We start from the raw sequence: 26,981 nt of genomic DNA on the forward strand, positions 1-26,981 counted from the left end.
TCTGTATCCTTGGAGGTTATGAATCTATGTGTGAATCACAAACAAAGGTTTTAATTAATGAGCAGATTACATTTTTCGGGGCAGGATCAATGGCAGAGGCTATTATTCGCGGAATGACGGCTCGTTCTGTTGTCAAACCTAGTGGTATTACCGTCATCAACCGCAGTAATCAGGCTCGCCTTGAGGAACTTCAAAAGCAATATGGAGTCTTGTTCCAAACCGAGGATGCCGCCAAAACCGAGCTTCTGCGTCGTTCTCCGGTCATTGTGCTTGCCATGAAGCCCAAGGATGCTGCACAAGCACTTGGACAGCTCGGCCCACTTCTGTCTGATGAGCAGCTGATCATTTCGGTAATCGCCGGATTGTCTATTCGTACGATGCAAACGTTGCTGGGTCGCAAGCAGCCGATCGCACGGACGATGCCCAATACATCCAGCTCAATTGGGCTGGGAGCCACAGGTATTAGCTTTTCCAAGGAGATCAGCGAAATCCAGCGTAAAAACGTGCTTACAATGTTCGAATCTGTAGGTACGGTAACGGTTATAGAAGAAGAGAAAATGGATGTTTTGACCGGGATATCTGGAAGCGGCCCTGCGTATGTCTACTACCTGATGGAAGCCATGATTGCCGGAGGAATCCGTGGTGGCTTGACCCCTGAGCAAGCGCACGAACTAACGGTGCAAACCGCGCTTGGAGCGGCACGTATGGTGCAGCAAACCGGAGAGGAGCCTTCTGCCCTTCGCCACAAAATTATGTCTCCTAATGGCTCTACGGTAGCTGCATTGGAAATGCTGGACAAAGGTGACTTCTACGAAACAGTAATTGCGGCGGTACAGCGGTGCGCTGAACGATCCCGCGAGATGGGAGCTGTACTCAAGGAGGGAATTGAATGAGCTATTGCTTGGCGACCTACCGGGTATACGATGACAAAGCCGATTTTAACCAAAAGGCCCAATCTATTGCCATCGGCATGACGGTGGGCAGCTGGACTGAGCTCCCGCAAGCCAAACGGGACGCGATGCAAAAGCATCTTGGCTCGGTTCATTCTGTGGATATTCACGATGGAGGTCCCGGTGAACGGTACGCGGACCTGACCATCGCTTACCCGGATGTCAACTTCAGCCGAGACATTCCCGCTCTGCTGGTCACGGTCTTCGGCAAAATTTCGATGGACGGCCGAATTAAGCTAACGAAGCTGGGTTTCTCGGAAGCATTCCGCTCTGCTTTTCCAGGACCGAAATTCGGTATCAGCGGCTTGCGCGAGCAGCTTGGCGTGTATGATCGCCCCCTGCTCATGAGCATTTTCAAATCTGTAATTGGCCTCAATTTGGACGAACTTCGTGAACAGTTTACCCGGCAGGCTCTCGGTGGTGTTGATCTGATCAAGGACGACGAGATCTTATTTGAAGACGCGCTGACGCCGATTGAAAAACGTGTCGAAGCCTGCATCAAAGCCGCCAAAGCGGCTGAGCGTGAAACCGGTAAAAAGCTGCTGTATGCCGCTAATTTAACGGGACCGACCTCGCAGCTTAAGACACAAGCTCTCAAGGCCATTGATGCGGGTGCCAACGCGTTACTGTTTAACGTGTTGGCCTACGGTTACGATGTGCTGCATGAACTTAGCAGCGATCCCGCCGTCTCGGTGCCGATTGCAGCCCATCCTTCGTTAGCGGGTGCTGTTTATCCATCGCCACATTATGGTATATCGGCGTCCGTCCTACTCGGTCAGCTTATGCGGCTGGCTGGCGCTGACCTCGTGCTCTTCCCTTCTCCCTACGGCTCAGTGACGATGCCGCGTGACGAAAACATGGCAATCCGCGATGAGCTGATCAACCCTGATCTACCGCTGAAGGCCAGCATGCCTGTCCCTTCCGCAGGGATTCACCCGGGCCTCGTGCCGCTCATTGTACGTGATTTTGGTACTGACGTCGTGGTCAACGCCGGGGGCGGGATTCACGGTCATCCGCTGGGTACAGAAGCTGGTGGGCGCGCCTTTGTGCAGGCGATTGAAGCGGTACAGCAGAATGTCCCCCTGGCAGAATACGCCCATACTCACCCCGAGCTGCAATCTGCGCTCGACACATGGGGAGGCGAACGATGATCATAGCAAAGAAACCCGTCATTTTTTGCGATTTTGACGGGACAATTACGAACAGCGACAATATTGTCGCCATTATGAAGCATTTTCAGCCTACAGGCTGTGAGCCCATCATGCATCAAATCGTAAATGGGCATACATCCATTCGTGAAGGCGTAGGTGCGATGTTCGCCCTGATGCCTTCGGAACAAAAGGACGAAATTATCTCATATGTACTTGGACAAGCTGGTATACGCGAGGGCTTTGCACGCTTTTTGGACTATGTACGAGAGCAGCAGATTCAATTTTTCGTCACCAGTGGCGGCATTGATTTTTTTATTGATCCATTGCTAAAACCCTTTGACATTCCACACGACCACGTCTATTGCAACGGAGCGGATTTTTCCGGGGAGCGCATCCAGATTACGTGGCCGCATCCATGTGAGGAACCGTGTACAAATGATTGTGGCATGTGTAAAACGACTGTAATTCGTCAATATCCTTCCGGACAATACGAACGGATTTTGATCGGCGACAGCCTGACCGATTTTGAAGGAGCTAAAATTGCCGATCTTGTGTACTCCCGTTCGCATCTGACTTTAAAGTGTCAAGAGCTTGGCGTACCACATGTACCCTTTGAAACATTTGATGACATTATCGAGGATTTAAAGCAAAAACAGGAGCAAGGGGTGCTGTAAATGAGTTTTAACTTGGCAGACATTTCATTGGAAGAAAAACGCCGCGCACTGGAAGAACTCGCTGATGTCAAAGAACTATTCGCATCTCGCAACTGGTTCCCAGGCACGAGCGGCAATTTGTCGATCCGAATCGGTGACTTTCATCCCGAACAATTTTATTTTGCAGTCACCGCCAGCGGTAAGGATAAAACCAAGCGTACTCCGGAAGATTTTCTGTTCGTAGACCAGTACGGAAAAGCGGCAGAAGCGACAAACCTCAAGCCAAGCGCAGAGACGCTTATACATTGCGAAATTTACCGCCTGACAGGCTGCGGAGCCGTTTTTCATGTGCATACCGTGTTTAATAATCTGATTTCCGAATATTACGGTGAGCAAGGCGCTGTACCTATCCAAGGTATTGAGCTGATCAAGGCTTTTAACATTTGGGACGAAAATGCTGCGATTGATATTCCTGTACTGCCTAATTACGCAGATATTGCCTCGATTGCCAAGCTGGTGCCCGGTGTGCTAAATGATCAGGTGCCTGGAATTTTATTGCGTAACCACGGCATTTATGCGTGGGGCAGTGATGTATTTGAGGCTAAAAAGCATTTGGAGGCGTTTGAATTTTTGTTTGAAACGACCTATCGCTCCCTGCTGCTGAAAACTTTGAAGTAAATAAACTCATAAATATCAAAGATGCTTATCATTATTTGTAAAAGTGGCCATTGAATATCGAGAACGGAGCCTAAGCGATAGCACAGGAACGTTCTCTTTTTTATAATTAGGGTATTCTATTCTACTAGCCACATAAAATCTTAGGCATGCTGTAAAAAAACGCCCCCTATTGGGGACGCTCCAGCGTGAATTGCTCTCCTAGCTTCGCATAGTTGTTCCCAGCCAACCGACTTACTGGACGCAACTCCTTAGCAATCACATACGTATTTTGGTATGCTTCCTCGGACAAATGATACTGCACTACGCGTCCGATTAACAGATCACAGGCAGGTGAGTCCTCCTTGCCTCCCAACGGTATAACTTGTTCCAGAATACATTCCATGCGTATTTTCGCTTCTGCCACACCGGGAACTTCGATTTTTGTACTTTTGACCGGGGTAAGGCCTGCCAGTGCAACCTCACTCTCCTGCGGCAACAGGCGGGAAGCCGTCACATTCACTGCTCCCACATTGTCCTCGTCTGTGATATGTACGACAAATGCCTTGTGCTCCATCGCATTACGTGCTGTATCTTTGGGTACTCCATCAACACGTTGTACGGATACAGACAGCAGTGGCGGTTCAGAGGCTACGATGGAAAAATAACTGAACGGCGCACCATTCAGCACCCCTTCGCTGCTCAAAGTCGTTACAAAGGCTACCGGCCTTGGGATAATACTTCCAGTCAACAGCTTATAATTTTCACGCCCTGTAAGCGTATCAGGATTCAACGAAATCATTTTTCTCCCTCATTTCCGATCACAATCGCTATTCGACTGCACATCATCAAGTTTCGCCTGATAAGCAAATACACCATTAGCTAGCGACATGGATGACATCTCAGGCCTCCCTTCCAGTATCGCGTGAATGATACGAAATGTAAAGTTGGAGCCGGAAGATCTCCCTATTTTTCAATTATATTTCCTCTGCTATCGCGCACAGTAACCGTAGTTCCCTCAGGTACAGCAATCGTAACATCAAGCTGCTGCTGAGTCTGCATAAAACGTGTCGGAATTTGACCCAGTAATACATACAAGGTATCGCCGATTTGCTTAGTTTGATATAAATCTTGTCCTTTTAATTCGTCCTCTTTGCCTGTGTATACATAACTTCCAAACACATGCACCTCTGGTGAGGTGGTTGCGTCAATTTTGACCGCATAAGGATCTTCCCCTTGTACAATCACCTTGTTCACTCCGGCAGGTAGTTTTTCATGCCAGTCTGGGAGAACCCTTGTTTCCTGAACCGAACTCATTATTTCTCTGACTTGTGGAGTGATTCCCAATGAACTGACCAAGGCAAATCCGATACAGCAAAAAACCAATACCGCCGTAATAAACATACTAAACAAATCATAACCAATGCGCTCACGCGTCCCCTTCCAAGCAGTATACATTAAAATTTCCAATCCCAGCAAAACAAAAACGACAGGCCACCAGGTCAACGCCTGGTCCAGAATGCCCGCTCCCCAAAACTTGGAGGCAAACGTTACGCCCCCCAGCAGGACAAGGAAAAGTCCCATTGACAGCCTTCCAACTTTCCACACCCCTGCCGGAGTGTTTGACGCTTTAGAGGAGCTATTTTTGTTAGATGATGTACCCAATATACCTGTGGCACCTCCTCCATCGCTATGAGGATGATGGACTCCCTTTAAGGGAGCCTCACTCTTTGAAAATTCAGTATCCATTCTATTGCTTCTCCTTTACTCGTTTAGATTTGGAATTCCCAATCATCATCCAAATACCACCGCCGATCAACAATAAGGATACGATAATCGTCCGTAGATACATGTCAACCAAATTATAAATCTCTCCGTTTGGAAACAGACGATCCAGAGTAGGAACTAGTACGTTAATTAAGATGTAATAGGCGCCCAGCAATAGTAACCCCAAGCCTACCCAGCGGTGATATTGTGCAAACATACCGATCACAGGTTTGTCGATCAGCGGCTCCCGTCCATAACGGCTTACTTGCTGCAATGCATCAAAAAAACTGTAAAACCAAACCACCGGAAGCAGGAACAAAAAGAGTGAAAGATGCAGCACGTCCAGTACATAGATGCCTCCTAAAAACAAAAGCATGAGTTGGAGTCCACGCTTTTGCAAACCTATATACATATGTCCGGCACCGGGAAATACCGATAAAATGGTAGCCAGCATTTTACTTCGGCGTCCCTCGATTCTTCCATGCTCCAGTTCCTCAAACAAAGTCCGGTCCTGAAGAATTTCTCCAGCTTGTTTGCGATGTACATGCTGCACCGCATCAAACATGCAATACAGCCAAATAATCGGCAACACGCCCGCAAAGGCCAAAAATCCGGATTCGTTAGTAATGCTAGTAATAAAGATAAGAATCGCACCAAAGCCAAAGAAGGACAGTAAAAAAGACAAACCACGCTGCATCAGCCCCAAATGGAGGTGTCCCAATCCAGGAATGAACGACAGCAAAATCGTAAAAAAGCGTTCATTCTCCGATCCTCTTTGAAAAGCAGGTGATCCTGCCATACCATAGTGTCCTTGTTGATAATGGTTATTATAGCCCGGGCCATATCCCATTCCTGCTCCCGGTACATCCGTATCTGCGTGTGTTGCCCCCTCCGGCATCTCCCCTGTTAAACCAGCCTGTCCATAAGCTCTATTTTGCGAGTAAAAATCGTATGGATTGGGCCCTGCATGAGGGGGGTATGGAGCAGCGACTGCACGAGGATCATAACGCAACAAGCTAATCATGATATGCAGCGTGCTGAGTCCCCAGAAAAGGGCGGCAACAAACATACTGGCCAATAAAGGCATTTCGTCACTTGATATCACTGAAAAAAATAATCCTCCCGCCAGACATCCGAAAAACAAAATGGTGTATACAAACGCATTGGCTTTTCGGGTCCAGTAATAGTGTCCCACACCGGGAATGATGTTCAATAGAAATGCCAAGAGCTTGCTTCTTTCCGTATAAGGCATCGCTACACTTCCTTTCTATTTATGGGATTTTGATAAAGTTCCCAATTGAAGGTTGTTATTTTTGAGTTTTTTCATCTCAGCCTTTATCCGATGATTTAGGGCTTTAATTTATCGAGCCAGGTTGTTGTAGCTCGCATGACCTCTTCACTGTAAGAAACGCGTTCTTTTGGAGGAATCGGCTTTCCGTCTATTTGCGGCATCATTTTGTCAAAGGCTCCACTGGACAACAAGATCAACGTTAGGCTTGCGGCGACAACATAATGAAACACAGGTTTTTCAAACCAGCGGCGTTTTTTAAACATAACTTGACTCGGTTCAGCTTCTATCTCGGGAAGAACGGCCATTACCTGATCTGTGAAGCGCTCCGTATCCATCCAGGCAGAATAATCTTTTAAAGTTGACTCCAGTTGCTCCAGTGCAACAAGATATAACATCAGCGCCTGTTCGTCTTCCAGCAGTAGCTTTTCCAGCCGGGCAGATTCTTCTATCGTGCAAGTTCCTGCAATGTAAGCATGCCAGTCATTCGATTTCCCTTCAATCCACGGTTTATCTTGTTGGTCAGTCATTGCCATTCCTCCTCCTTCCAGTGATTTCGAATCCATAGCCGCGCCCGATAAAGTCTCGACTCTACTGTTTTTAAAGCTACCTGCGTCTCTTCTGCAATTTGATCGTAAGTTTTGCCCTGCATATAATAGGCTTGAATAATATCCCGATGTTGCTGGGGCAACTGGGCAATTTTTTGCGATAGTTCTACAGTTTGCTCCTCGCGGATGAGACGGGCCAGCACATCCTCATCCCGGGAAGGGAGCTGTACAAGGGATTGTGCCACGTCTATAAGCTCTGCGGGTCGTCTGTCCTGTTTGCGCTTAATATCCAGCGCTTTGTGGAGCGCAATTCGGCTCAGCCACGTTTTAAATCCTTCGTTCCGGTACTGGGGGAGAGACTTGTACACCTGAACGAACGCCTCCTGCGCGGCATCTTCGGCTTCCTTGCTGTCATGCAGTACCGAGTAGGCGATATGAAATACATGCTTGCTGTACAGCTCTACGATCTCACGGAACGCCTGCCGGTCACCGGACCGTATTCGTTCAATGATTCTCTCTATATCAATGACGCTCTCCCCCTTCCCAATACTATAGACGCCAGGAAATTTCCTTCCCCTGCATATCTCGAAAAAAAATATTTAAAAAAGGACACACCCTCCTGACGGAATGGTGTGTCCTCTATCATTAAAGCCTATTTAGACCGATATATCAATTGCGTCCGCCACCACGGAATCGCTGGGCGTATTCTTTGGCATCCTGTGCATTACGAACACGGTTTCGGCTCCACTCCAGCAAAATACGGTCTATATACCGGAAATGTACTTTCCCTGCAAATACCGCTTCCTTCAAAGCCAGCAAAATCAGCTCCTCGGGATACCGATCCTGATCCACCCAGCTGGTGATCGTCTCGTATTCCATCGGTGACAATGGGCGCCCGAATTCTTTCTCAAAAATCGTGAACAAATTCCGTTCTTCTGTAAGCGAGGATTCTGATATTCCATTCAGTAAATCCGGCTTTCCGGCAAACAAAATGTCATCTTCATCATGCTGCTCATTACGCTCAGCGATCATACATTCTGCCAACTTACGGTACAGCCCCGTCAAATTGTAACGTTCGAATTGTACGGATGAGCTGCGGTCTTCTACGGAATCGATTCTCAAAAATCCTTCTTTCATGAGCTTACTGAAATAGAGTGCGATTTCGTTCGCAGTGCATCCGATACGTGACTGCAATTGTTCCCATGTTGGAAATTCATTACGTTCTGCTTGTTTAAAGGCAAGCAACTGCATCAGTAGCAGCATTTCACCATCCGTCAGCCGAAGTGTCCGATAATGCTTGAGCAGGGCGTAGGGAATCTGGACCATTCCGGCTTCCATAGCAAAGGCTACTCCCTCCGCCCATTCTGCCGCTGACGTCTTGTCGAATGATCCGGTCATCGGTTACGGATACAAACGATACAGCATACGTGGGAACGGAATCGTTTCACGTACATGATCGAGTCCACAAATCCATGCTACTGTACGCTCCAGGCCCAGTCCAAAGCCGGAATGCGGAACGGTACCATAGGTGCGTAAATCCATATACCATTGGTAGGCTTCACGAGCCAAGTTATGCTCGTTAAAACGTTCTTCCATCAATGCTGGATCATCAATCCGTTGGGAACCCCCGATAATTTCGCCGTAGCCTTCAGGAGCGATCATATCGGCACACAAAACAACCTCTGGACGGGTCGGGTCTGGTTTCATATAGAATGCCTTAATGTGAGTCGGCCAATGTGTAATGAACACAGGCTTGTTATATCTTTCAGCAATCGCCGTTTCATGAGGAGCACCAAAGTCTTCTCCCCATGGAATATCGAAACCTTCACCTTGAAGGAAGGCAATCGCCTCATCATACGTAATACGTGGGAATTCGCCTTGAATTTGCTCCAGCTTCGAAACATCGCGTCCGATTGTTTCAAGCTCCTTCGCACAGTTTTTCAGAACAGACTGCACGATATGACTTACAAACTGCTCCTGAACGCGCAAGGATTCTTCATGATCCACAAAAGCCATCTCAGGCTCGATCATCCAGAACTCAATCAGGTGACGACGTGTTTTAGACTTTTCCGCACGGAAAGTTGGACCAAAGGAATATACTTTGCCCAGCGCCATTGCCGCGGCTTCCATATACAACTGTCCGCTTTGTGTCAAATACGCATCTTCATCAAAATATTTAATGTGGAACAATTCTGTTGTGCCTTCTGCAGAGGAAGGAGTCAAAATGGGTGGATCCACCTTCGTAAAGCCGTTGCCGTTAAAGAATTCCTGTACCGCACGGATAATTTCCGCCCGTACGATCAGAACAGCACGTTGCTTGGCGGAACGCAGCCATAAGTGACGATGATCCATCAGGAAATCTACACCATGCTCTTTGGGTGTAATCGGGTAGTTTTCGGTCAAATGAATTATTTCAATGCCTGTAACCGTTAATTCAAAGCCCGATTGGCTACGCGGTTCTTCACGAACCACTCCTGTAACGTAAAGGGAGCTCTCTTGAGTCAAGGATTTGGCGTCATTCCAAATATCCTCGGACACTTCGCTTTTCACGATAACCCCTTGAATATACCCGCTACCATCGCGCAGTTGCAGGAACTGAATTTTACCACTAGATCGTTTATTGTTTACCCAAGCACCGATTGTAACCGTTTCCCCTACATGGCGGCCCACTTGGGCAATCGTACTTTTATTCGTCATGACCGTCTCTCTCCTCTTAACCGAAAATCAAACAGCCCTTCCCCCTGGGTCAGGCTGTTTGCTCTCGCTGTTTGGTGCATGCGGAACTCAAACAATAGTCCGCATGCATAAAGTTTACACTTTCGAACCGAACTACTGAACCAGACGGAACGTGTCACGGGCAATAACCAGTTCTTCGTTCGTTGGAATGATCAGTACTTCTACCTTTGAATTTGCAGTTGTAATCCGGCGAGGCTCGCCAGAACGAATAGCATTCAACGATTCATCCAGCTCGATACCGAGGAATGTCAATTGCTCCAACACTCTCTTACGCAGAACGATGGAGTTCTCGCCTACACCTGCTGTAAATGCAATTACGTCTACCCCGTTCATTGCGGCAGCATACGATCCAATGTATTTGCGCAGACGGTATTCATACATTTCGAATGCCAATGTAGAATTAGCTTCGCCTTTTTCCATACCTTCTGTGATTTCACGCATGTCACTGCTGATACCCGAAATAGCTAAAAGTCCACTATGCTTGTTCAGCATGGAATTGACTTCATTGACAGTCAATTCTTCTTTGTTCATGACATAAGGTACGATTGCTGGGTCCAAATCACCACTACGAGTACCCATCATAAGACCTTCCAGTGGAGTCATACCCATGGAAGTATCAACAGACAAACCGCCTTGAACTGCTGTTACGCTACCACCATTACCGATATGACAAGTGATAATCTTCAGGTCTTCCAAAGGACGACCAAGGAATTTGGCAGCTTCCTTACTTACAAAATCATGGGAAGTGCCGTGGGCACCGTAACGACGAACCTTATACTTATTGTACAACACTCTTGGAATGGCGTACATATAAGCTTTTTCAGGCATGGTTTGATGGAACGAGGTATCAAATACCACAACCTGCGGTACATCTGGCATATTCAATTCAGCCGCTTTAATCCCCATCATGGAAGCAGGGTTATGCAGTGGTGCCAGGTCAAACAAGCGGCGGATTTCACTCTTCGCTTCAGGCGTTACAACTGCTGACTGTTTGAAGATTTCGCCTCCATGAACCACACGGTGGCCTACAGCCTGAATTTCACTAGTACTGGAGATTACACCATGTTCAGCATCTGTGAGTGCGTTCAGCACTTTACGGATGGCTGTAGTATGTTCCAAAATTTCGCTAACTTCGGTGTATTCTTCTTTATTGGTTGGCTTATGCGTCAGAATGGAGGAATCCATACCGATGCGCTCTACCAATCCTTTTGCCAGAACGGACTCGTCCGTCATATCATACAATTGGTATTTCAGGGAAGAACTCCCTGCATTGATTACGAGAATTTTCATATCCGGTCACCATCCTTGTCGTACTTAAAGAAGCCTTCGCCCGATTTCACGCCCAGATTACCTGCACGCACCATTTTCTTCAGAACGATGGACGGACGATATTTCAATTCGCCGAATTCACGGAACATACGCTCCAGAGCAGCCAAAACGGAATCTAGACCAAAGCGGTCAGCCATTTCCAAAGGACCGCTTTGGAAGTTATAGCCGATTCGCATAGCGTCATCGATATCTTCAGCGGAAGCCACGCCCTCTTGAAGTACATGGGCCGCTTCGTTAATCAGCAGACAGATAATCCGGCTTGTTACGAATCCAGGAGATTCATAAATCATGACTCCTTTTTTCTCCACTATTTCTTCCACGAACATTTTAGTGTGTTCAAATGTATCGTCCGAAGTTTTCAAACCACGAATAATTTCTACAAGATCAATACGGGATACTGGATAAATAAAGTGCATACCAATAACACGCTCAGGATACTTGGTCGAGCTAGCAAGCTCGGTCAGGCTCAGCGTGGATGTATTACTTGCAAGAATAATATTGCTTGGACACACATAGTCTAGCTCTTGGAACACTGCTTTCTTCTCGTCCAGATTCTCTGTAATAGTCTCAATGACCATATCGCAGCTGCCGAGCTCCGCCAAATGGATTACTTTTTGAATACGGGATAAGATCAATTTTTTCTCAGCCTGAGTAATTGCCCACTTTTCCAGTTGTTTGTCCAGACTCGTTTCAATCATATTGTAGGCGTAGTCTAGTTTCTCTGGTGTCTGCTCTACCAGCAGCACATCGATTCCTTTGGACGCGAGCATTTCAGAAATCCCCTGTCCCATGGTGCCGCCGCCGATGACGCCGATTTTTTTAAATTGCATGATTCTTTACTCCACCCTTTCCTGGTCACTCTCATATATTGTATCCTTCTTTGTCGAAAAATACATGTTTATGTCCCAATAGATAATAATATCTTAGCACGGACTAAAAGTAAAAAAAAATAACCAGCATAAAAAATTATGCTGGTAATAAAGCATTTTCACTAAATTGACATCTAAATTGATCTCCAGACAGAGTTTCTTCCTTCATCAGGATGTCAAGTGAGTTGTCGAACACAGGACGATGCTTTTCCAGCAACTCCAAAGTTCGGGTATGCAGGTCAGCCATAATCTCGCCATTTTCCCGCATAAGTTCTTCTTTGGTTACCATTTCCATGTTAATAATGCCAAGTGAAGTCAAACCGGAAGTCATCATCGTATGGACGATATTCAGCGCCTGCTCAAAATCATTACTTGAGCCGGTACTGCGACCGCCATAGTACATTTCTTCCGCCGTAGCCCCTGCGAGTGAGATCATGATCTGCTCCTCCAGGAACTGCTTGGTGTATAAATAATGCTCTTGCTGTGGATTGTGGCGCACATAGCCAAGCGCTTTCCCACGTGGGCTAAGTGCTACCTGGCTTACGCTACCGGGACGAACAATTTCGGCCATAATAGCATGTCCCAGTTCATGAATCGCTACACGTTTTTTCTCTTCCAACGTCGATTCTCGATCTGTCTTTTCACCCATCATTACTTTGTCAATTGCCATCGACAGATGCTTCTGCGCAATCATTTTCTGATCCTGTCTCATCGCATAGATTGCCGCTTCATTCATCACGCTCTCCAGCTGTGCGCCGGAAAACCCGTAAGATTCCTCAGCAATTTTGTCCAGATTCGCATCTTCCTGAATCGGTTTGTTTTTGGCATGAATTTTAAGAATATGAAGACGGCCCTTCTTGTCAGGCAAATCCACTTGAATATGACGGTCAAAACGCCCTGGACGCGTTAAGGCACTGTCCAGCATTTCTTTACGGTTTGTTGCTGCAATGATCAAAATCCGCGGTGTATCTGCCGAATAAATGCCATCCATTTCTGTCAGCAACTGATTCAAAGTCTGATCATATTCTCGTTGCTGTCCACCCTCACGTTTACCACCAATTACGTCGATCTCGTCAATAAAAATAATCGCATTTTCCTTCTTTTCCTTGGCTGCACGAGTACGTGCCTCCCGAAACAACTCACGGACACGACCCGCGCCAACACCAACGTACATTTCAACAAATTCACTACCTGAGGCTGCAACAAATACAGAATTAGTATAGTGTGCGGCTGCTTTCGCCATCAGTGTTTTCCCTGTTCCCGGAGGACCTGTGAGCAGAACACCTTTTAATGGACGGATACCAAACTTAGAAATTTCATCATGTCGATTCAAAAAGTCCAGGGCCTCACGCAGCTCCTGCTTAGCGCTTTCCTGCCCACCGATTTCCTCAAAAGTCAGTTTGTCCGGACCACTTTTTTTGCGTTTACGTTCTTGCCCAGCACCTACGGCCAAGCCACCACGCGCATGCATGAGCATTAACAAGCCGCTGAGCATCACGCCAGCAACTAGAAGAGGGATAATATTCACCCCAATAAAAACGAGAAATATAATAGTCACCGGCACTATGCCGATTAATGTTTCCTTGATCCATCTAGGCATTAGGCCATACCCCCATTTGCTGAGATTGACGTGGCAATACGATAAACTTGGTCGCTTTACCTTCGCTGAGTCGGATATAGACATTGTTCGAATCCATGTCGGTATCAGCTTTGATACCCGTCTTTTTCTTTTTCATCTGCTCAACTGTAGATGAAATTTGAGTATACTTTTTATTTTCCATCGCTTCGGCTACAGGAAACATAGCCTCAGACCACCATTGATTCAGTGCTGAATTGGAACGATCTTCAATATCTAGCTTAATGGTACGGCTACCAATGATGGTTTGTCCTTTTTGCTTAACCACATCGACTAATCCGGCCACATCCGCCTGCGGTTTGAGATCTAGTTTCAATACAACCTGATCCTGTTTAATATCTATTTGAGCGCTTGTCACGCCTGGATATTGAGAAACCAGTTTTTCCAGAGGGCTTTGCATTGTAACCTGACGGTAAATGAACCATCCCCCAAATAGCAGCAAAGCTGCCAAAACTGCCGCCACAACGATAGGAACTGCACGCAATTTCAAACAACATCCTCCTCTCAAAATGTAAAACACAGAAGAAACGGGACGAATGTCAACAAACAACCAAATTGCATGATCTTACAGCGATCAGCAATTCTTTTTTCTATCATTTTTGTCTATCACTTATAAAATATAGTATATCATAACGTATATCTAATATCGAAGGCAATGTGTGGAGGAGTTGTGATGAGGCAAAATCTTTGGTTAAGGTGGAGGCGAGACGCTGAGCGTAGGATTTGATCTTACGATCGCTGTTGCCACCCGATTTTTCTCGATTTTATTCTTACGGAGAAAATCCGGCGGTAAAGGCGAACGCTCCGCTTCTCCAGATTCAAATCCTCCACTCCGTACTGCCCGCCATAAAGATGAATTTTCCCTAGGAGAGAAGATGGATAGGTAAAGATGCTTCACTGGTTTTCAGCCCATTTTACGACATAGCAAGACTAAAAGACGTAAATACGATTTCCATCGCATTTACGTCTTTTTCTTGAGTTTTCAATTATTTACTAGTCATTCATTCCACATCTGCTAATCCTCAACCAGCTCAGTTATTGGGCAAAGTATATTTCACACCTGTCGCTACCCCATCTGAGAAACGATAAAAGCTGTAGTAATGATGACTTCCATCATCGTAAAACAACTGCCACACATATTCGCCATTGAACACACTCGGCTGAAGCCTTACAATTTTTGCACCTGGAAGCTGCTGTTGAATTATTGCCGTCATTTTTTGCTCATCGACTCCATTCTTCAGCAGTTCGGTGTGAACACCGCTATTATCTGCGGCAGGTACGTTAGGTTGTCCTTCCACTTTTTGAAAAGGAACCCACACCATTATATTTTCATTCTGTGCATTTTTCCCTTGAACCACCCAATATACCTGATCCCACACAGACTTCCATGTTTGAGTCGTGCTAACCAGACCACCTGATTGCTTGGCCTTAATGATAGCGGCATTTTTCTCAGCCACCTGGCCTTGAGTAACATAGGAATAATACCAGAAAATGCTGACCAGGATCAGTATTACGGCCAAAATGGCGACCGCTATCCACTTTTTCTTATTTTTCAAACCCGTGCTTCCTCTCTAAGGGGATGTGACACCTGAATTAGCGCGACAGCAGCCCTTCAAAGGCGGCTTGTGCCTCATGTTTGATGCGTTCCTCGTCCATAGTCAGGCATTCGCCGTTTTTCACAACCTGACGACCGTCTACCCATACGTGAACCACGTCTTTGGCGCTTGCTGAGTATACCGCATGGGAAATAAGATCTGTACGCGGCAAGAAATGTGCCTGATTCAGATCCAGCGCGATAAAGTCAGCCTTGTTGCCTGCTGCCAACGCTCCTACTTCTTTTAAACCAATTGACTTTGCACCGTATTCTGTTGCCAGACGCAGCGCTTCACTCGCAGGAACTGCCGTAGGGTCACCAGATACACCCTTGTGAATAAGTGCTGCCAGACGCATTTCCTCGAACATATCCAGGTTATTATTACTGGCAGGACCATCCGTTCCGAGAGAAACGGTAACCCCTGCACGCAGCAATTCAGGCACTCTTGCCACACCACTTGCCAGCTTCAAGTTGCTACCTGGGTTGTGCGAAACCGCTACACCACGTTCAGCCAGTAAAGCTATTTCTTCGTCATTCAAATGAACGCCATGGGCAACAAGCGAAGGACGGGAGAAAAAGCCAAGCTTATCCAAGTGTGCAACTGGACGCAAACCGTAGTCACGTACGTTTTGCTCCACTTCGGCGATCGTCTCAGACATGTGCGTATGCAGCGGCAAATCCAGATCATGCGCAGCTTGTACGAATTTTTCAATAAACGCAGGTGGACAGGTGTATGGCGCATGCGGTGACATCATCGTTGTAATACGCCCGTCTGCTTTACCATGCCAGTTACGCGCAAAAGTTACGGCCTCAGCCAGCTTGATTCGCTGTTCTTCCTCCGAACATAGTCCAATTGCTCCACGCATCAGACTTGCACGAATACCTGACTCTTCAGCCACACGAGCCACCTCATCCATATGATCGTACATGTCCAGGAAGGTCGTTGTACCACCTTTCAGCATTTCCAGCACAGACAACGACGTACCCCAGTACACATCCGTAGATGTAAACTTGGCTTCCATAGGCCACATTTTTTCCTGAAGCCATACCTGAAGTGCCAAGTCATCTCCATGCCCACGCAGCAGAGACATCGCCGCATGACCATGAGTATTAATCAGACCAGGTAAAAACAAAAGCCCCTTACCATCGATCGCTTCCGTCTCTTCCTCACCCGAAGGCAATGTCTCGCCAATGTAAGTAATGCGGCTATCTTCTACAATCATAGTACCATGGATTACCCCAGCTTCTGGTCCATTTACGGCAAAAGAGCCGTTTTTAATCATCCATTTATTCACTGTCATATTGTGTTTCTTCCTTTCCGTCCTCCAAATAATAAGCGAGGCTAAGCAAATCAGTTGTAAAGTCTGTGGCATGAATCCGAATGTTGGCCGGTGCCTTGAGAGTAGTCGGTGCAAAGTTCAGGATCGCTCCAATTCCGCTCTCAATAAGCCTGTCAGCCACGTGCTGTGCTTCAAAATCAGGTACGGTAATAATCCCGATTCGAATGTTTTTTTCTCTCACAGTCGCTTCCAGTTCATCCATCGGTTGCACGACCAATGTATTGATCTTGGTCCCTACCTTATCCGGAAACGCATCAAATACCGCTACAATCTTCATATTGTCTTTTAAATAAGCGTTATAATTCGAAAGGGCTTGCCCCAGATTACCCGCTCCGACCAATACTACATTAATTTGCTGATCGATTTTCAGGATATGGCGTATTTTCTCAATTAGATAAGAAACATCATAACCGATACCCTTCCGACCAAAATCTCCAAAATAGGCGAGATCTTTACGGATTTGGGCCGGGTTCAAATCTAGCCTCTGTCCCAACTCTTGAGAAGAGACCGTAGCCACCTCCCGTTTGTGAAGTGCATTCAGATAACGTAAATATACGGGTAACCTCCGTACGACAGCCTCTGAAATTTTATCTGATTTCATACTTGCTCCCCCTAATTGTAACGAACATACTTAGTGTCCGTCCGTTATGCCTCGGTCTCCGGGGCGGATTGGAGCCATTCGGCGATGCGGGGCACCATTTGCTCCGATGGCATATGCTCCATTTTTGGTCCCGGTAACGAGTACAAAAAGTGCTTTCCGTAATAGGATTCGATCACACGCGTATCGTAAACGATAACGACCCCGTGGTCGCTCGCTGTACGAACCAACCGACCAAATCCCTGTTTGAAGCGAATGACCGCTTGTGGTACAGACAGCTTCATAAATGGATTCTTCTTCTGCTGCTGGAGCAGCTCGCTTTTTGCCTCCAGCAACGGGTGATTCGGCGGTTGAAATGGCAAGCGAACAATGGCTAGACAAGTCAGAGCCTTCCCCGGAATATCGACGCCTTCCCAGAAGCTGCTGGTTCCCAGCAATACAGAAGCTTTGGCTTCCTGAAAACGGCGGGTTAGCTTGCTGCGACTCCCACTGTCCACTCCTTGTCCCAGCACAGTAATTTCGCTGGATGCTAAGGCCTCTTTGAGCGGCTCATACACTTGCCGGAGCATCCGATAGGAAGTAAACAGAACGAGCATTCTCCCCCGCGTCGCCTGAGCAGTCGCTCCTAGAGAGCTAACGAGCATATCTACAAAGTGTGCATCTCCTACACTGCCCTTCACGCTTGGGAAATCCCGTGGAATGACCAGCAACACCTGATCCCTGTAATTAAAGGGTGACGGGAGCTGCGAAGTCATCAGCCGCTCTTGATCTGCGGCCTCCTGCAAGCCAAGCTGATCGATCATGTACTGAAACGACTTATCTACCGATAAGGTAGCAGACGTCAGAATGATGCTTCTTTTTTTGTCAAAAAACATTTCTTTCAACTGGCGGCTCACATCGACGGGCACTGCATAAAATTGTAATGATTTACTGCGGAATTGCCCACTCGCTTCTAGCCAGTATACGGTTGTTTCATCATCGAGTCGCATAAAAAAGCGCAAATTTTCTCGAATCCCCGCCAGATCCTTGAGCAGACCCGTGATATCTGTAATAAGGCTATCCGCCGCATAATCGTCATGTTCTTCCTTGACGTCCAGCATCAGCTTGTCGCCCTTGCGCAAAATTTCACTCATCGTTACATATAGCTGATTTTCCAAAGCCCCCGCCTGATCCCACTTTGCAGGCTTGGCTGAAGGTTTGAGACGGGAAGAAAACTGTCCTGTTTCACCCGGTGTCGCATCGCTTCGCTCTGGCAACATGCCAAACAGCTTATCGCTTAGCAGGTCCCAAGTTTCCTTAACCTCTAACACGAGCGGATACATCTGATCGATGGTTGAGGCCCAATCCGTCGACTTCTCGTGCCCCGATTTCGCCAACTGTTGACGAAGTGAGGGCAGTTGTCCATTCTTGCTGTCTTTGAACAGTCGCGTCAGTGTATGCACGAGTGTGAAATATTTCATATGCATACCTAGGTGCTTACCAGCTACTTCCTCCAGGTGATGGGCTTCATCAATCACCAGATGTTCATAGCTCGGCAACAACTGGTGACTAGCTTTGACGTCTGTAAACAACTTAGAGTGATTCGTAATAACAACATCCGCTATCCCTGCTTCATGGCGTGCACGATGATAATAGCATTTGCGGAACCATGGGCAAGAACGACCAAGACAGGACTCTGAATCACTCGCCACCGTTTCCCAGAAATCTCCACCACGGTTGCTCAGATTCAGTTCTTCATCATCACCGGTTTCTGTTAGCGTCAACCAGACGATCATCTGAGCAGCTGTAATTAAATCTTCCTTCGGTGTCGCGAAGTCTCTTCTGTTTATTTTATGTTCAAACTTACGCAGACACAAATAATGTCCCCGACCCTTGAAAATAGCAGCCCGGAACGGAAACGGAATCACCTTAGTCAGCATCGGAATGTCGCGCTCGCGTAATTGCTCCTGCAGGTTGATCGTATGTGTACTTACCATAACTCGCTGTCCTTTTTTCACACTGTGATACAGCGATGGGAGCAAATAGCCGAGGGACTTCCCTGTTCCTGTACCTGCTTCGATGAGTAGATGCTTGTCTTCACTCAGTGCCTGATTTACACCCTCAATCATCTGTATCTGCGCCTCGCGCTCCTCATATTGGCTCAAGGATGAACGCAAGTTGTCCCGCACATCATCCATGTACTCCTCAAAGGAAACACCTGACAGTGGATTCGGGTCATCTTCTCTACGCGGAGCAGCTAGCTCCGTCCAATCTTCCACTTTTAGCGCAAGCTGACGAAAAAACTGATGTCCCTCCAGATCCTGAATAGGATCAAGCTCTTTCTCTTCACGCACCCCATCAAGAAACCATCCAAGGTCACTGTCTTCCTCTGCAAACAAATCGCTAAGCCGCTGTATCGTTATCAAAGGTAATGCTTGAAGCTCACCCAGACACTTTAAAAACACCTCAGCCGTAGCCAACGCGTCGCTGTCTGCTTGGTGAGGGCGATCATGCGCCAGCCCAAACTCAGAAGACACAAAACCCAACTGATACGAAGATAGCGATGGAAACATAATTTTCAGAAAATCCATTGTATCCAAGATTCTTCCGCTAAACGGCAAATATCCGCACCGATCCAGAGCGTTTTGCAAAAAATTAAAATCAAACGCCACATTATGACCGACCAGTACAACATCGTCCAGCATAGGCACGAGCTCCATCATCATTTCTTCAAGTGCAGGAGCATTCTTGACGTCATCGTCTGTAATTCCGGTCAACCCGGTGATAAAAGGGGGAATAGATCTGCCAGGGTTTACATAAGAGCCGTAAACACGGGAAATGCTGTTATCATGATCTATAATTGCAAGTCCGACTTGAATGATGTCATCCGCGGACTGGGTGCCTGTCGTTTCAAAATCCAATACCGCAAATTTCATTCGGGCTGATCCTTTCTTATGACACTTACAAAATAATAACTCTGTATATTAGCATAGCAGAAGATCGCCTGTTTGGAAATTAAGACAGCCAAAAAAGACGATGCACACGCCGCCTGAGAGGTGGGCATGCATCGTCTTGCTCGGTGTCTGACAACTACATCCAGGTCATCATGGAGCTGTCGTATCGAAGCTTTTCGGTACCGGACAGACAGGCTTCCATATTGTGCAGCGGCTCGGGTAACGCAGGATCGAACTGATGTGCGAGAGCAAAACATTTTTGCGCTTCCTCTACGTCAGCCTGCTTTGCCAACAGACAGCCTAGCGCATTATAGATGACCGCCTTTAGTCCTGCCTGCTGAGTCAGGTCCAGCACCTTCTGAAAATGGCATACAGCCTCTGCTGGATCATCTAGTTGAAAATAGGCCATTCCCATATACATGCGACTCTGCCAGCTGTTCGGAAAATGCTGTAGTACCTGCTCAAATTGTTGGATCGCCTCAGGGTACATGAGTAATCGATAATACCCTTGCCCCCGATTAAAAGCTGGCAGTTCTTTTTCAGGCAGCTCCGTGTCAGACATATCGGTCTCCGCGGAAAACCCGGCCGCACGCAGGCAAACCATTTTTTCCTCAAAGGCCAGCCACTCATCCATAATTCCGTCACTCATTCTCCGCAGCAGACTCCAGTGCTGTAGCAGCTCCTGCCTGCGGGAGCCCTGGGCTGATGGGTAATGCTTCACGATATCATCTAACATGCTGTTCATTTCTGCGAATACATGCTGGAACATGTGCATCCCGCCCTTATGAAAGATGGATTAATACACTCACATTTTTCGCTTAAAAGACGGGTTTCATCCGCACTCCCATTCATTACATGATCGTCGCGTGTACTTCTTTGTTCATCGTTTGGGCTGGTTTATTATGTTCATCAACAAATACCACTGTTGGTTTGTATGTTTTGGCCTCTTCATTCGACATGGAAGCATAGGAAATAATAATGACTGTATCACCAGGCTGCACCAAACGGGCTGCCGCACCATTGAGACAGATTACGCCGCTCCCACGCGGTCCGGGGATAACATAGGTTTCCAGTCGAGCTCCATTGTTATTGTTTACAATTTGAACCTTTTCATTCTCCAACAAATCCGATGTCTCCATGAGATCTTCATCTATAGTGATACTCCCCACATAGTTCAGGTTAGCTTCCGTAACCGTAGCACGGTGAATTTTAGATTTCATCATAGTTCTAAACATGGGAAAGCACCTCCGCCTTCTGTATTCTTATATTGTCAATCAGTCTGGTATTGCCAAATTTCACAGCCAGCGCTACGATGACGTCTTCCTGAACATCACATAGCCGCTGCTCGGGAAGAAGGGGCTCCAGACCGGGAAAAGTTAATATTTCAATGTAATCAATGTCTGCTAAAGGAGAGGAAGTAATGGTGGACTCCACCATTTGATGTAGCTGACGAATCGTAATTGTGTTTGTTACTATATCTTCGCTCACTTCTTGCACTTTACGCAGTGACTGAGACAGCACCAACGCCTGCTCGCGCTGTTCTGCACTTAAATACACATTGCGGGAGCTGAGGGCCAAACCATCCGCCTCTCTGACGATGGGACAAGGTACGATAGTCACGTTCATATTGAGATCAGTCACCATCTGCTGGAGCACAGCAACCTGCTGCGCGTCCTTCATTCCAAAGAAAGCCAAATCAGGACCTATCATGTTAAAAAGCTTGGCTACCACCGTAGTCACACCATCAAAATGGCCAGGACGGGAAGCACCGCACAAACGATCTGTCAAAGCGGATACACGAATTTTGGTTTGGGTTGGTTGTGGATACATTTCTGCTACAGTTGGTAAAAAAACAATATCCACGCCTTCGCGCCGCGCTACCTCCAAATCACGAGCTTCATCGCGAGGATAGCTGTCTAGATCTTCATTCGGTCCAAATTGAATCGGATTTACGAAAATGCTAAGCACCACCGTATCCGCCATTTCACGCGCCTTATGCATCAAGCTCGCATGCCCTTCATGCAGGTATCCCATTGTTGGTACAAAGCCGACTTTATGTTGCTGTAAAGAGGTAGAACCGTGTACCTTTTTTGTTCCGCTTGTCCCAAGCTGCCGACGTTCAGCAATAATCTTGCGCAGCTGAGCCACTTCTCTAACGATGATCATGATCGTGACTCCACCTTTTCCTTAGCTTGTTCCTGTGTCTGTCCTTTTGCTTTACCATACAGGGATTCCACAACGCGGTCATCCGCGCTGAACACATGCTCCGCGGCCGGAAATGCCCGCCCTTTTACATCACTCACATACTGCTCAATGCTGCTGCGAATCAAGCCGCCTACATCGGCATAGGTTTTAACAAAGCGTTTGCTGAAATAAGGCGATGCGTACTGAATCAGATCGTGATAAACGAGTACCTGACCGTCACATCCACGTCCAGCACCAATTCCAATGGTTGGAATGGAAAGCTCTTTAGAAATCGCTGTTGCCACTTCCTCCGTTACCAGTTCCAATACAACGCCAAAAGCACCCGCCTGCTCCAGCGCCTTGGCGTCCGCCATTAACCGGCGTGCGTCCGCTTCGTCCTTGCCTTGAATGCGATAGCCGCCAATTTGATTAACCGATTGCGGAGTAAGCCCGATATGTCCCAATACAGGCACACCTGCCTGAACAGTTGCTTTTACAACATCAGCAATTTCAGCTCCGCCCTCCAATTTAACAGCATGCACATGTCCTTCCTGCATCAGACGGCGGATGCCCTGAAGACTTTCTGATACGCTGCTGTGATATGTCATAAAAGGCATGTCCGCTACGATAAATGTATGTTCCGCGCCTCTTGCGACTGCCCGGGAATGGTACACGATATCATCCAAGGTTACAGGGATGGTTGAATCGTAACCAAGAACTACGTTACCCAGCGAGTCACCTACGAGAATCATGTCAATTCCCGCCTCCTCGGCTATTTTAGCCGATGGATAATCATAGGCGGTCAGCATACTGAGCGGAATGCCCTCTTGCTTCATTTTTTTCATTTTCACAATATTCAGTGCTTGTTTTCCTGCCATTGTAAATGGCTCCCTTCCATCTTTTTTTGGCACAAAAAATAACCTTTTATGAACGCCTGTACATCTGCGTCATCAAAAGGTCCGAACAGCCAAAAAAGACACTCATTTTGAGATCGTCCCTTCTGTCTCGGTCCTGTTCGGCTCAGAGCAGAATCCAACGTAACCTTCAAATGAAGTTATGATGGTCTTACAAACTTGCTAAAGTAGAGCATGTGCCCCTGGAGTGCAGCTCGGACCGTCCGATGCCGCCTCCTGCACAGTATAACAAAAAACATCAGCTTTTTCACGTGAAGTTTTGCACAGGGAATAGAACGATTTTGGTCGTTATCATAGCTTGGGTTGCTTCTACAATTGTATATCCCCTGAAATGACCTGAATTCGCTCTCCCAGATCCGTTTCTATCACGAGCGCTCCGGAAGGGTCCAAGCCAACAGCTGTACCTTCTACAATTATCCCTTGTCCGGTATGTGCCCGTATGCTACGGTTCATAGTCACGGACAAAGCCTCCCATAGCATGGCTATAGGCTGGAACCCCTGCTCGGCATACAACTTACTTAGCTGTTCCATCTCTTCCAGCACTGAGGCGATCAGCACAGTACGGTCAATTTCACGCCCTGCTTCTATTTTCAAGGACGTTCCCACCTGCGATAACTCTTCCGGGTAATCTTCTTTATTTAAATTCACATCAATGCCAATCCCTGCAATACAGTATCGAACCCGTTGATCCTCTGTTGCAGATTCCAGCAGAATACCGGATATTTTGCGACCATGAATCAGCAGATCGTTTGGCCATTTGATACCAGCCTCCACACCCGTCAGCCGACGAATGGCCCTACACACTGCTACACCTGTAAGTAGCGTTAGCTGGGGGGTAAAAGCCAAGGGCTGGGTAGGACGCAACACAATGCTCATCCAGACTCCTTTGCCACGAGGGGAATACCACTTCCGTCCCAAACGTCCCCGACCTGCCGTTTGTTCCTCCGCAAGCACTACTGTCCCCTCTGGCGCGCCCTCTTCTGCCAAACGCATGGCATCTTGCTGAGTGGAAACCGTCGAATCCAGTACAACAATACGCTGGCCAAACGATTGAGTATTTAACATATCGGCCAATTTGGAGACTTGCAGCCGATCCGGTCGGGATATCAATTGATAGCCCCGACGCGAGGAGGCATCAATGTTGTAGCCCAACTCACGCAGTTTGTTGATCTGCTTCCATACTGCTGTTCGGCTAACCGAGAGGCGTCGGCTGATTTCCTCCCCTGATACGTAATCGGATGTACCTTCCTCCAGTATGCCTAACAATCTTTCATGATTATTCACTACTCATCACCCGTTTCGCTTCCTGAAGCAATGTTTCTGTTTCATTTGGAATATCTCCGCAGGCAACAGCTTGTAAAAGCTGTTCCATCATCTGACCCAGCCAAGGGCCGCCTGGTCGATTCATCGCCTGAACCAGTTCATTTCCTGTAATATTTAAATCTTTGATACGAACGACTACAGCCTGCTTTGTCCACGAGCTTGCCAGTTCGGCTGTTTTCGCCACATGCTTTTCTACCCACGGCGGTAATCCGCGGAATGAAGCAGGCAGTGTCTTGTAAAGATCAAGCCAGTCTGAAGCTGTATCTTTTCCCAGTCTAATTAGCAGACGAATCCAGCTACGACGCAGCGCCTCATCGTTGACAATGCCAGACTCCCCCGGATCGGAATCGCCAGCTATGGCACCAGCACTGTAGATTAATTCGGTCTCCCATTCCAGCAGATGAACCAGCCGAAGTCGTACCGCGTTGGAAAAGGTCCAAGCTCTTAGTAGCTCGTCCGCTGCCTCTGAGGTAAGTCTACAAGACATTAAGAGCAGGCCCCACCGCAGTTCTTCTTGCAGTTGAACGATCCCCTTGAGCGCCCATGCTTCACATTGTTCCCAAGGAACCGGAACCTTCGTACAACCGAGCAATCCGCTACGGCTCAGCATCTCCAACCCACGTAAAGGGTCAGGGCCCGCTAGCATCTTTTCCAGCTCGACCCGCACACGTTCCATGGCTATGTAACGAAGTCCCTCTTTGCGCCGAATCATGCCTTTCCAGGTGTTGTAAGCAACACGGAACCGAAACACAGAGGCAAAACGGATGCATCGCAGCATTCGTAACCCGTCCTCTTCAAAACGTTCCTCGGCTCGGCCTACACAACGAACGAGAGCGGCTCGTAAATCGGCTTCTCCTCCAAATGGGTCCACCCGCTCTCCGTGTTCTGCCATCGCAATCGCATTCATAGTAAAATCCCGTCGCATCAGATCCTCACGGATATCCTTTACGAAGGCAACTTCCGTTGGACGGCGGTGATCGGCATAACCACTTTCCGTACGAAAAGTGGTTACCTCGAACGCATGGCCACCCTGCATGACCGTAACCGTCCCATGCTGAATTCCTGTCGGAATGACGTGAGGGAATAGCGCTATGACCTGTTCAGGCTCAGCCGAAGTAGTCAAGTCCATATCATGAATGGCTCTTCCTAATAGCTCATCCCGCACACAGCCACCGACCCAGTAGGCTTCGTGGCCTGCTGCGGTTAGTGCATGTATGACCTCTCTGCCATGAAATGCCATCTCTTGGTCAGCATATTGCCAAGTATTTGTATTCATAGGGTTTCCCCCTTTGCAAGTATTCAATATAAAAAACGGACGCGAGTCCGCCCTCTTAAACGCTGATCGGTTTAAGATCCGGCACCTCGCGTCCCAACACACGGTAATATATCTCTTCATATTGACGGGTAATCAGCTCATCACAAAAAACGGTACGGGCGCGGGTCAGACACGCTTCACGGAAACGTTCCGCCATCGCTTCATCGGACAACAGCTCTACTGCATAATCAGCCATTGCCTCAGTATTACCGATTTCAGCAAGATACCCCGTACTTCCATGCACAACCAGTTCAGGTACTCCCCCTGCCTGAGAGCCGATTGTCGGCACTCCACAGGCCATTGCTTCCAGTGCAACCAGACCAAAACTTTCTTTTTCCGAGGGAAGCAGCAGCACATCCGCCATAGAAATCACTTCTGCGATCTGATCCTGCTTACCTAAAAAGAAGACCTTATCTTGCAGACCTAAATTCTCGATTTTGCAACGGATTTTTGGAAGATCCGGTCCTTCTCCCACCAACAGCAGCTTCGCAGGTACTTTACGTTGCACTTTTTCAAATATATCCAGCACATCTCCCACCCTTTTGACAGGACGGAAATTGGAAATATGCATCATTATTTTTTCATGCGGTTGGGCAAAATCTCTTCTAAGCGCCGCGGCATCTCGTGGATAATATACCCGTTTATCTACAAAATTGTAGGTTAAATCAATAGGTCGTGTAATTTCCAACGCATCTATCGTCTCCCGAATCAAATCCTTGGAAACCGCTGTCACAGCGTCACTTTTGTTAATAGCCAGCCGAATCAGGTCCTTCAACGACTCATCCTGTGCCAACACTGTAATGTCCGTACCGTGCAAGGTGGTTACCACCTTCAGATGATCACCCACCATTTCCTTCGCCAAGTAAGCGCATACTGCATGAGGTACCGCATAATGAACATGGAGTACGTCCAAATTCTTCATTTGTGCGACTTGGGCCATTTTGGTCGCCAGTGACAAATCATAGGGTGGATATCTAAACACGTAATAATCGTTAACTTCAACCTCATGATAAAAAATATTTTTCTGAAACGCCCCGCCTAATCTGAACGGAATGCTATTGGCAATGAAATGGACCTCATGCCCTTTTTCTGCCAGCAACTTACCCAACTCAGTAGCCACTACGCCGGAGCCACCCAACGACGGATAACAGGTAATTCCAATTTTCAATTTGTCATTCAAGCTAAGCTGCCTCCTTCCG

Annotated in this window: 26 protein-coding genes; 4 read left to right on the plus strand and 22 right to left on the minus strand. The window is 47.4% G+C overall.

Translation table 11 applies throughout. The features are described from left to right. Positions 1–26: 26 nt before the first annotated feature. From proC to MHI21_RS14815, 4 genes are read left to right on the plus strand one after another with little or no spacing between them, the layout of a single operon-like run. A complete protein-coding gene (gene proC / locus MHI21_RS14800; protein ID WP_165177165.1) occupies positions 27–893 on the plus strand; it encodes a pyrroline-5-carboxylate reductase in 867 nt (288 codons plus the stop codon). Then, complete coding sequence (locus MHI21_RS14805; RefSeq protein WP_342418437.1) at positions 890–2,101, plus strand: 2,3-diketo-5-methylthiopentyl-1-phosphate enolase; 1,212 nt, start codon at positions 890–892, stop codon at positions 2,099–2,101. The genes proC and MHI21_RS14805 overlap by 4 nt, the downstream gene beginning before the upstream one ends. Then, a complete protein-coding gene (locus tag MHI21_RS14810; protein WP_165177169.1) occupies positions 2,098–2,775 on the plus strand; it encodes a 2-hydroxy-3-keto-5-methylthiopentenyl-1-phosphate phosphatase in 678 nt (225 codons plus the stop codon). The genes MHI21_RS14805 and MHI21_RS14810 overlap by 4 nt, the downstream gene beginning before the upstream one ends. Then, positions 2,776–3,432: a methylthioribulose 1-phosphate dehydratase gene (locus tag MHI21_RS14815; RefSeq protein WP_342418438.1), complete on the plus strand. Its 657-nt coding sequence runs from the start codon at positions 2,776–2,778 to the stop codon at positions 3,430–3,432. It begins immediately after the preceding gene. A 166-nt stretch (positions 3,433–3,598) separates the two neighbouring features. Here MHI21_RS14815 and MHI21_RS14820 read toward each other — a convergent pair whose 3' ends face one another. From MHI21_RS14820 to bshA, 22 genes are all read right to left on the minus strand, one after another. Continuing rightward, positions 3,599–4,210 carry a flavin reductase family protein gene (locus MHI21_RS14820; protein WP_165177173.1) on the minus strand — a complete coding sequence of 204 codons (612 nt, stop codon included), beginning with the start codon at positions 4,208–4,210 and terminating at the stop codon, positions 3,599–3,601. Between the two features lie 164 nt (positions 4,211–4,374). Then, a complete protein-coding gene (locus MHI21_RS14825) occupies positions 4,375–5,157 on the minus strand; it encodes a hypothetical protein (RefSeq protein WP_165177175.1) in 783 nt (260 codons plus the stop codon). Position 5,158: 1 nt separating this feature from the next. Continuing rightward, positions 5,159–6,427 carry a multi-tm2 domain protein gene (locus MHI21_RS14830; protein ID WP_165177177.1) on the minus strand — a complete coding sequence of 423 codons (1,269 nt, stop codon included), beginning with the start codon at positions 6,425–6,427 and terminating at the stop codon, positions 5,159–5,161. A gap of 95 nt (positions 6,428–6,522) precedes the next feature. Beyond that, positions 6,523–6,993: a hypothetical protein gene (locus MHI21_RS14835; protein ID WP_165177179.1), complete on the minus strand. Its 471-nt coding sequence runs from the start codon at positions 6,991–6,993 to the stop codon at positions 6,523–6,525. Next, positions 6,990–7,610 (minus strand): RNA polymerase sigma factor, encoded by a 621-nt coding sequence (locus MHI21_RS14840; RefSeq protein ID WP_155729679.1) that lies wholly within the window; start codon positions 7,608–7,610, stop codon positions 6,990–6,992. The genes MHI21_RS14835 and MHI21_RS14840 overlap by 4 nt, the downstream gene beginning before the upstream one ends. Before the next feature lie 70 nt (positions 7,611–7,680). Further along, a complete protein-coding gene (locus tag MHI21_RS14845; protein ID WP_312887656.1) occupies positions 7,681–8,409 on the minus strand; it encodes a DnaD domain-containing protein in 729 nt (242 codons plus the stop codon). Positions 8,410–8,412: 3 nt separating this feature from the next. Next, the gene (gene asnS, locus MHI21_RS14850; RefSeq protein WP_013310674.1) at positions 8,413–9,708 is read right to left on the minus strand and encodes an asparagine--tRNA ligase; all 1,296 of its coding nucleotides are present in this window, start codon (positions 9,706–9,708) and stop codon (positions 8,413–8,415) included. Between the two features lie 132 nt (positions 9,709–9,840). Then, positions 9,841–11,037, minus strand: a complete 1,197-nt coding sequence (locus MHI21_RS14855) for an acetate kinase (protein ID WP_013310675.1) — start codon at positions 11,035–11,037, stop codon at positions 9,841–9,843. Continuing rightward, the gene (locus MHI21_RS14860; protein WP_061829181.1) at positions 11,034–11,906 is read right to left on the minus strand and encodes a 3-hydroxyacyl-CoA dehydrogenase NAD-binding domain-containing protein; all 873 of its coding nucleotides are present in this window, start codon (positions 11,904–11,906) and stop codon (positions 11,034–11,036) included. Before MHI21_RS14860 ends, MHI21_RS14855 begins: the two co-directional genes overlap by 4 nt. A 136-nt stretch (positions 11,907–12,042) precedes the next feature. After that, positions 12,043–13,545 carry an AAA family ATPase gene (locus MHI21_RS14865; RefSeq protein WP_209947386.1) on the minus strand — a complete coding sequence of 501 codons (1,503 nt, stop codon included), beginning with the start codon at positions 13,543–13,545 and terminating at the stop codon, positions 12,043–12,045. Beyond that, positions 13,538–14,071, minus strand: a complete 534-nt coding sequence (locus tag MHI21_RS14870) for a hypothetical protein (RefSeq protein ID WP_061829183.1) — start codon at positions 14,069–14,071, stop codon at positions 13,538–13,540. Before MHI21_RS14870 ends, MHI21_RS14865 begins: the two co-directional genes overlap by 8 nt. 541 nt (positions 14,072–14,612) lie before the next feature. Further along, the gene (locus MHI21_RS14875) at positions 14,613–15,137 is read right to left on the minus strand and encodes a DUF5590 domain-containing protein (RefSeq protein ID WP_342418439.1); all 525 of its coding nucleotides are present in this window, start codon (positions 15,135–15,137) and stop codon (positions 14,613–14,615) included. Positions 15,138–15,174: 37 nt separating this feature from the next. Beyond that, positions 15,175–16,476: an amidohydrolase gene (locus tag MHI21_RS14880; RefSeq protein ID WP_342418440.1), complete on the minus strand. Its 1,302-nt coding sequence runs from the start codon at positions 16,474–16,476 to the stop codon at positions 15,175–15,177. Next, positions 16,463–17,116: a redox-sensing transcriptional repressor Rex gene (locus tag MHI21_RS14885; protein WP_023989135.1), complete on the minus strand. Its 654-nt coding sequence runs from the start codon at positions 17,114–17,116 to the stop codon at positions 16,463–16,465. The genes MHI21_RS14880 and MHI21_RS14885 overlap by 14 nt, the downstream gene beginning before the upstream one ends. A gap of 44 nt (positions 17,117–17,160) precedes the next feature. Further along, a complete protein-coding gene (dinG, locus tag MHI21_RS14890) occupies positions 17,161–20,028 on the minus strand; it encodes an ATP-dependent DNA helicase DinG (RefSeq protein ID WP_342418441.1) in 2,868 nt (955 codons plus the stop codon). A gap of 154 nt (positions 20,029–20,182) precedes the next feature. Beyond that, positions 20,183–20,815 carry a tetratricopeptide repeat protein gene (locus MHI21_RS14895; protein ID WP_342418442.1) on the minus strand — a complete coding sequence of 211 codons (633 nt, stop codon included), beginning with the start codon at positions 20,813–20,815 and terminating at the stop codon, positions 20,183–20,185. An 82-nt stretch (positions 20,816–20,897) separates the two neighbouring features. Further along, positions 20,898–21,281, minus strand: coding sequence for an aspartate 1-decarboxylase (panD, locus tag MHI21_RS14900; RefSeq protein ID WP_013371641.1), 384 nt, complete (start codon positions 21,279–21,281; stop codon positions 20,898–20,900). Further along, positions 21,274–22,212 (minus strand): pantoate--beta-alanine ligase, encoded by a 939-nt coding sequence (gene panC / locus MHI21_RS14905; RefSeq protein WP_342418443.1) that lies wholly within the window; start codon positions 22,210–22,212, stop codon positions 21,274–21,276. The genes panD and panC overlap by 8 nt, the downstream gene beginning before the upstream one ends. Next, on the minus strand, positions 22,209–23,108 hold the full coding sequence (panB, locus tag MHI21_RS14910; protein ID WP_023989139.1) for a 3-methyl-2-oxobutanoate hydroxymethyltransferase: 900 nt from the start codon (positions 23,106–23,108) through the stop codon (positions 22,209–22,211). The genes panC and panB overlap by 4 nt, the downstream gene beginning before the upstream one ends. A gap of 345 nt (positions 23,109–23,453) precedes the next feature. Next, positions 23,454–24,428, minus strand: coding sequence for a biotin--[acetyl-CoA-carboxylase] ligase (locus MHI21_RS14915; RefSeq protein ID WP_342418444.1), 975 nt, complete (start codon positions 24,426–24,428; stop codon positions 23,454–23,456). Further along, complete coding sequence (locus MHI21_RS14920) at positions 24,421–25,743, minus strand: CCA tRNA nucleotidyltransferase (protein ID WP_342418445.1); 1,323 nt, start codon at positions 25,741–25,743, stop codon at positions 24,421–24,423. Before MHI21_RS14920 ends, MHI21_RS14915 begins: the two co-directional genes overlap by 8 nt. A gap of 55 nt (positions 25,744–25,798) precedes the next feature. Next, complete coding sequence (gene bshA / locus MHI21_RS14925; RefSeq protein WP_061829193.1) at positions 25,799–26,962, minus strand: N-acetyl-alpha-D-glucosaminyl L-malate synthase BshA; 1,164 nt, start codon at positions 26,960–26,962, stop codon at positions 25,799–25,801. Between the last annotated feature and the right edge of the window lie 19 nt (positions 26,963–26,981).

This window comes from Paenibacillus sp. FSL H8-0168 (assembly GCF_038592955.1).
Lineage (GTDB): Bacteria > Bacillota > Bacilli > Paenibacillales > Paenibacillaceae > Paenibacillus > Paenibacillus polymyxa_B.

What these genes read in the sequence shown, in the direction of transcription:
- proC (WP_165177165.1), top strand. Translation starts at nt 27, where the DNA reads ATGTGTGAATCACAAACAAAGGTTTTAATTAATGAGCAGATTACATTT.
- panC (WP_342418443.1), bottom strand. Translation starts at nt 22,212, where the DNA reads ATGATCATCGTTAGAGAAGTGGCTCAGCTGCGCAAGATTATTGCTGAA.
- MHI21_RS14885 (WP_023989135.1), bottom strand. Translation starts at nt 17,116, where the DNA reads ATGAAATCAGATAAAATTTCAGAGGCTGTCGTACGGAGGTTACCCGTA.
- panB (WP_023989139.1), bottom strand. Translation starts at nt 23,108, where the DNA reads ATGGCAGGAAAACAAGCACTGAATATTGTGAAAATGAAAAAAATGAAG.
- MHI21_RS14830 (WP_165177177.1), bottom strand. Translation starts at nt 6,427, where the DNA reads ATGCCTTATACGGAAAGAAGCAAGCTCTTGGCATTTCTATTGAACATC.
- MHI21_RS14860 (WP_061829181.1), bottom strand. Translation starts at nt 11,906, where the DNA reads ATGCAATTTAAAAAAATCGGCGTCATCGGCGGCGGCACCATGGGACAG.
- MHI21_RS14845 (WP_312887656.1), bottom strand. Translation starts at nt 8,409, where the DNA reads ATGACCGGATCATTCGACAAGACGTCAGCGGCAGAATGGGCGGAGGGA.
- MHI21_RS14815 (WP_342418438.1), top strand. Translation starts at nt 2,776, where the DNA reads ATGAGTTTTAACTTGGCAGACATTTCATTGGAAGAAAAACGCCGCGCA.
- asnS (WP_013310674.1), bottom strand. Translation starts at nt 9,708, where the DNA reads ATGACGAATAAAAGTACGATTGCCCAAGTGGGCCGCCATGTAGGGGAA.
- MHI21_RS14835 (WP_165177179.1), bottom strand. Translation starts at nt 6,993, where the DNA reads ATGACTGACCAACAAGATAAACCGTGGATTGAAGGGAAATCGAATGAC.
- MHI21_RS14880 (WP_342418440.1), bottom strand. Translation starts at nt 16,476, where the DNA reads ATGACAGTGAATAAATGGATGATTAAAAACGGCTCTTTTGCCGTAAAT.
- dinG (WP_342418441.1), bottom strand. Translation starts at nt 20,028, where the DNA reads ATGAAATTTGCGGTATTGGATTTTGAAACGACAGGCACCCAGTCCGCG.
- MHI21_RS14820 (WP_165177173.1), bottom strand. Translation starts at nt 4,210, where the DNA reads ATGATTTCGTTGAATCCTGATACGCTTACAGGGCGTGAAAATTATAAG.
- MHI21_RS14865 (WP_209947386.1), bottom strand. Translation starts at nt 13,545, where the DNA reads ATGCCTAGATGGATCAAGGAAACATTAATCGGCATAGTGCCGGTGACT.
- MHI21_RS14855 (WP_013310675.1), bottom strand. Translation starts at nt 11,037, where the DNA reads ATGAAAATTCTCGTAATCAATGCAGGGAGTTCTTCCCTGAAATACCAA.
- MHI21_RS14805 (WP_342418437.1), top strand. Translation starts at nt 890, where the DNA reads ATGAGCTATTGCTTGGCGACCTACCGGGTATACGATGACAAAGCCGAT.
- MHI21_RS14810 (WP_165177169.1), top strand. Translation starts at nt 2,098, where the DNA reads ATGATCATAGCAAAGAAACCCGTCATTTTTTGCGATTTTGACGGGACA.
- MHI21_RS14895 (WP_342418442.1), bottom strand. Translation starts at nt 20,815, where the DNA reads ATGTTCCAGCATGTATTCGCAGAAATGAACAGCATGTTAGATGATATC.
- panD (WP_013371641.1), bottom strand. Translation starts at nt 21,281, where the DNA reads ATGTTTAGAACTATGATGAAATCTAAAATTCACCGTGCTACGGTTACG.
- MHI21_RS14920 (WP_342418445.1), bottom strand. Translation starts at nt 25,743, where the DNA reads ATGAATACAAATACTTGGCAATATGCTGACCAAGAGATGGCATTTCAT.
- MHI21_RS14825 (WP_165177175.1), bottom strand. Translation starts at nt 5,157, where the DNA reads ATGGATACTGAATTTTCAAAGAGTGAGGCTCCCTTAAAGGGAGTCCAT.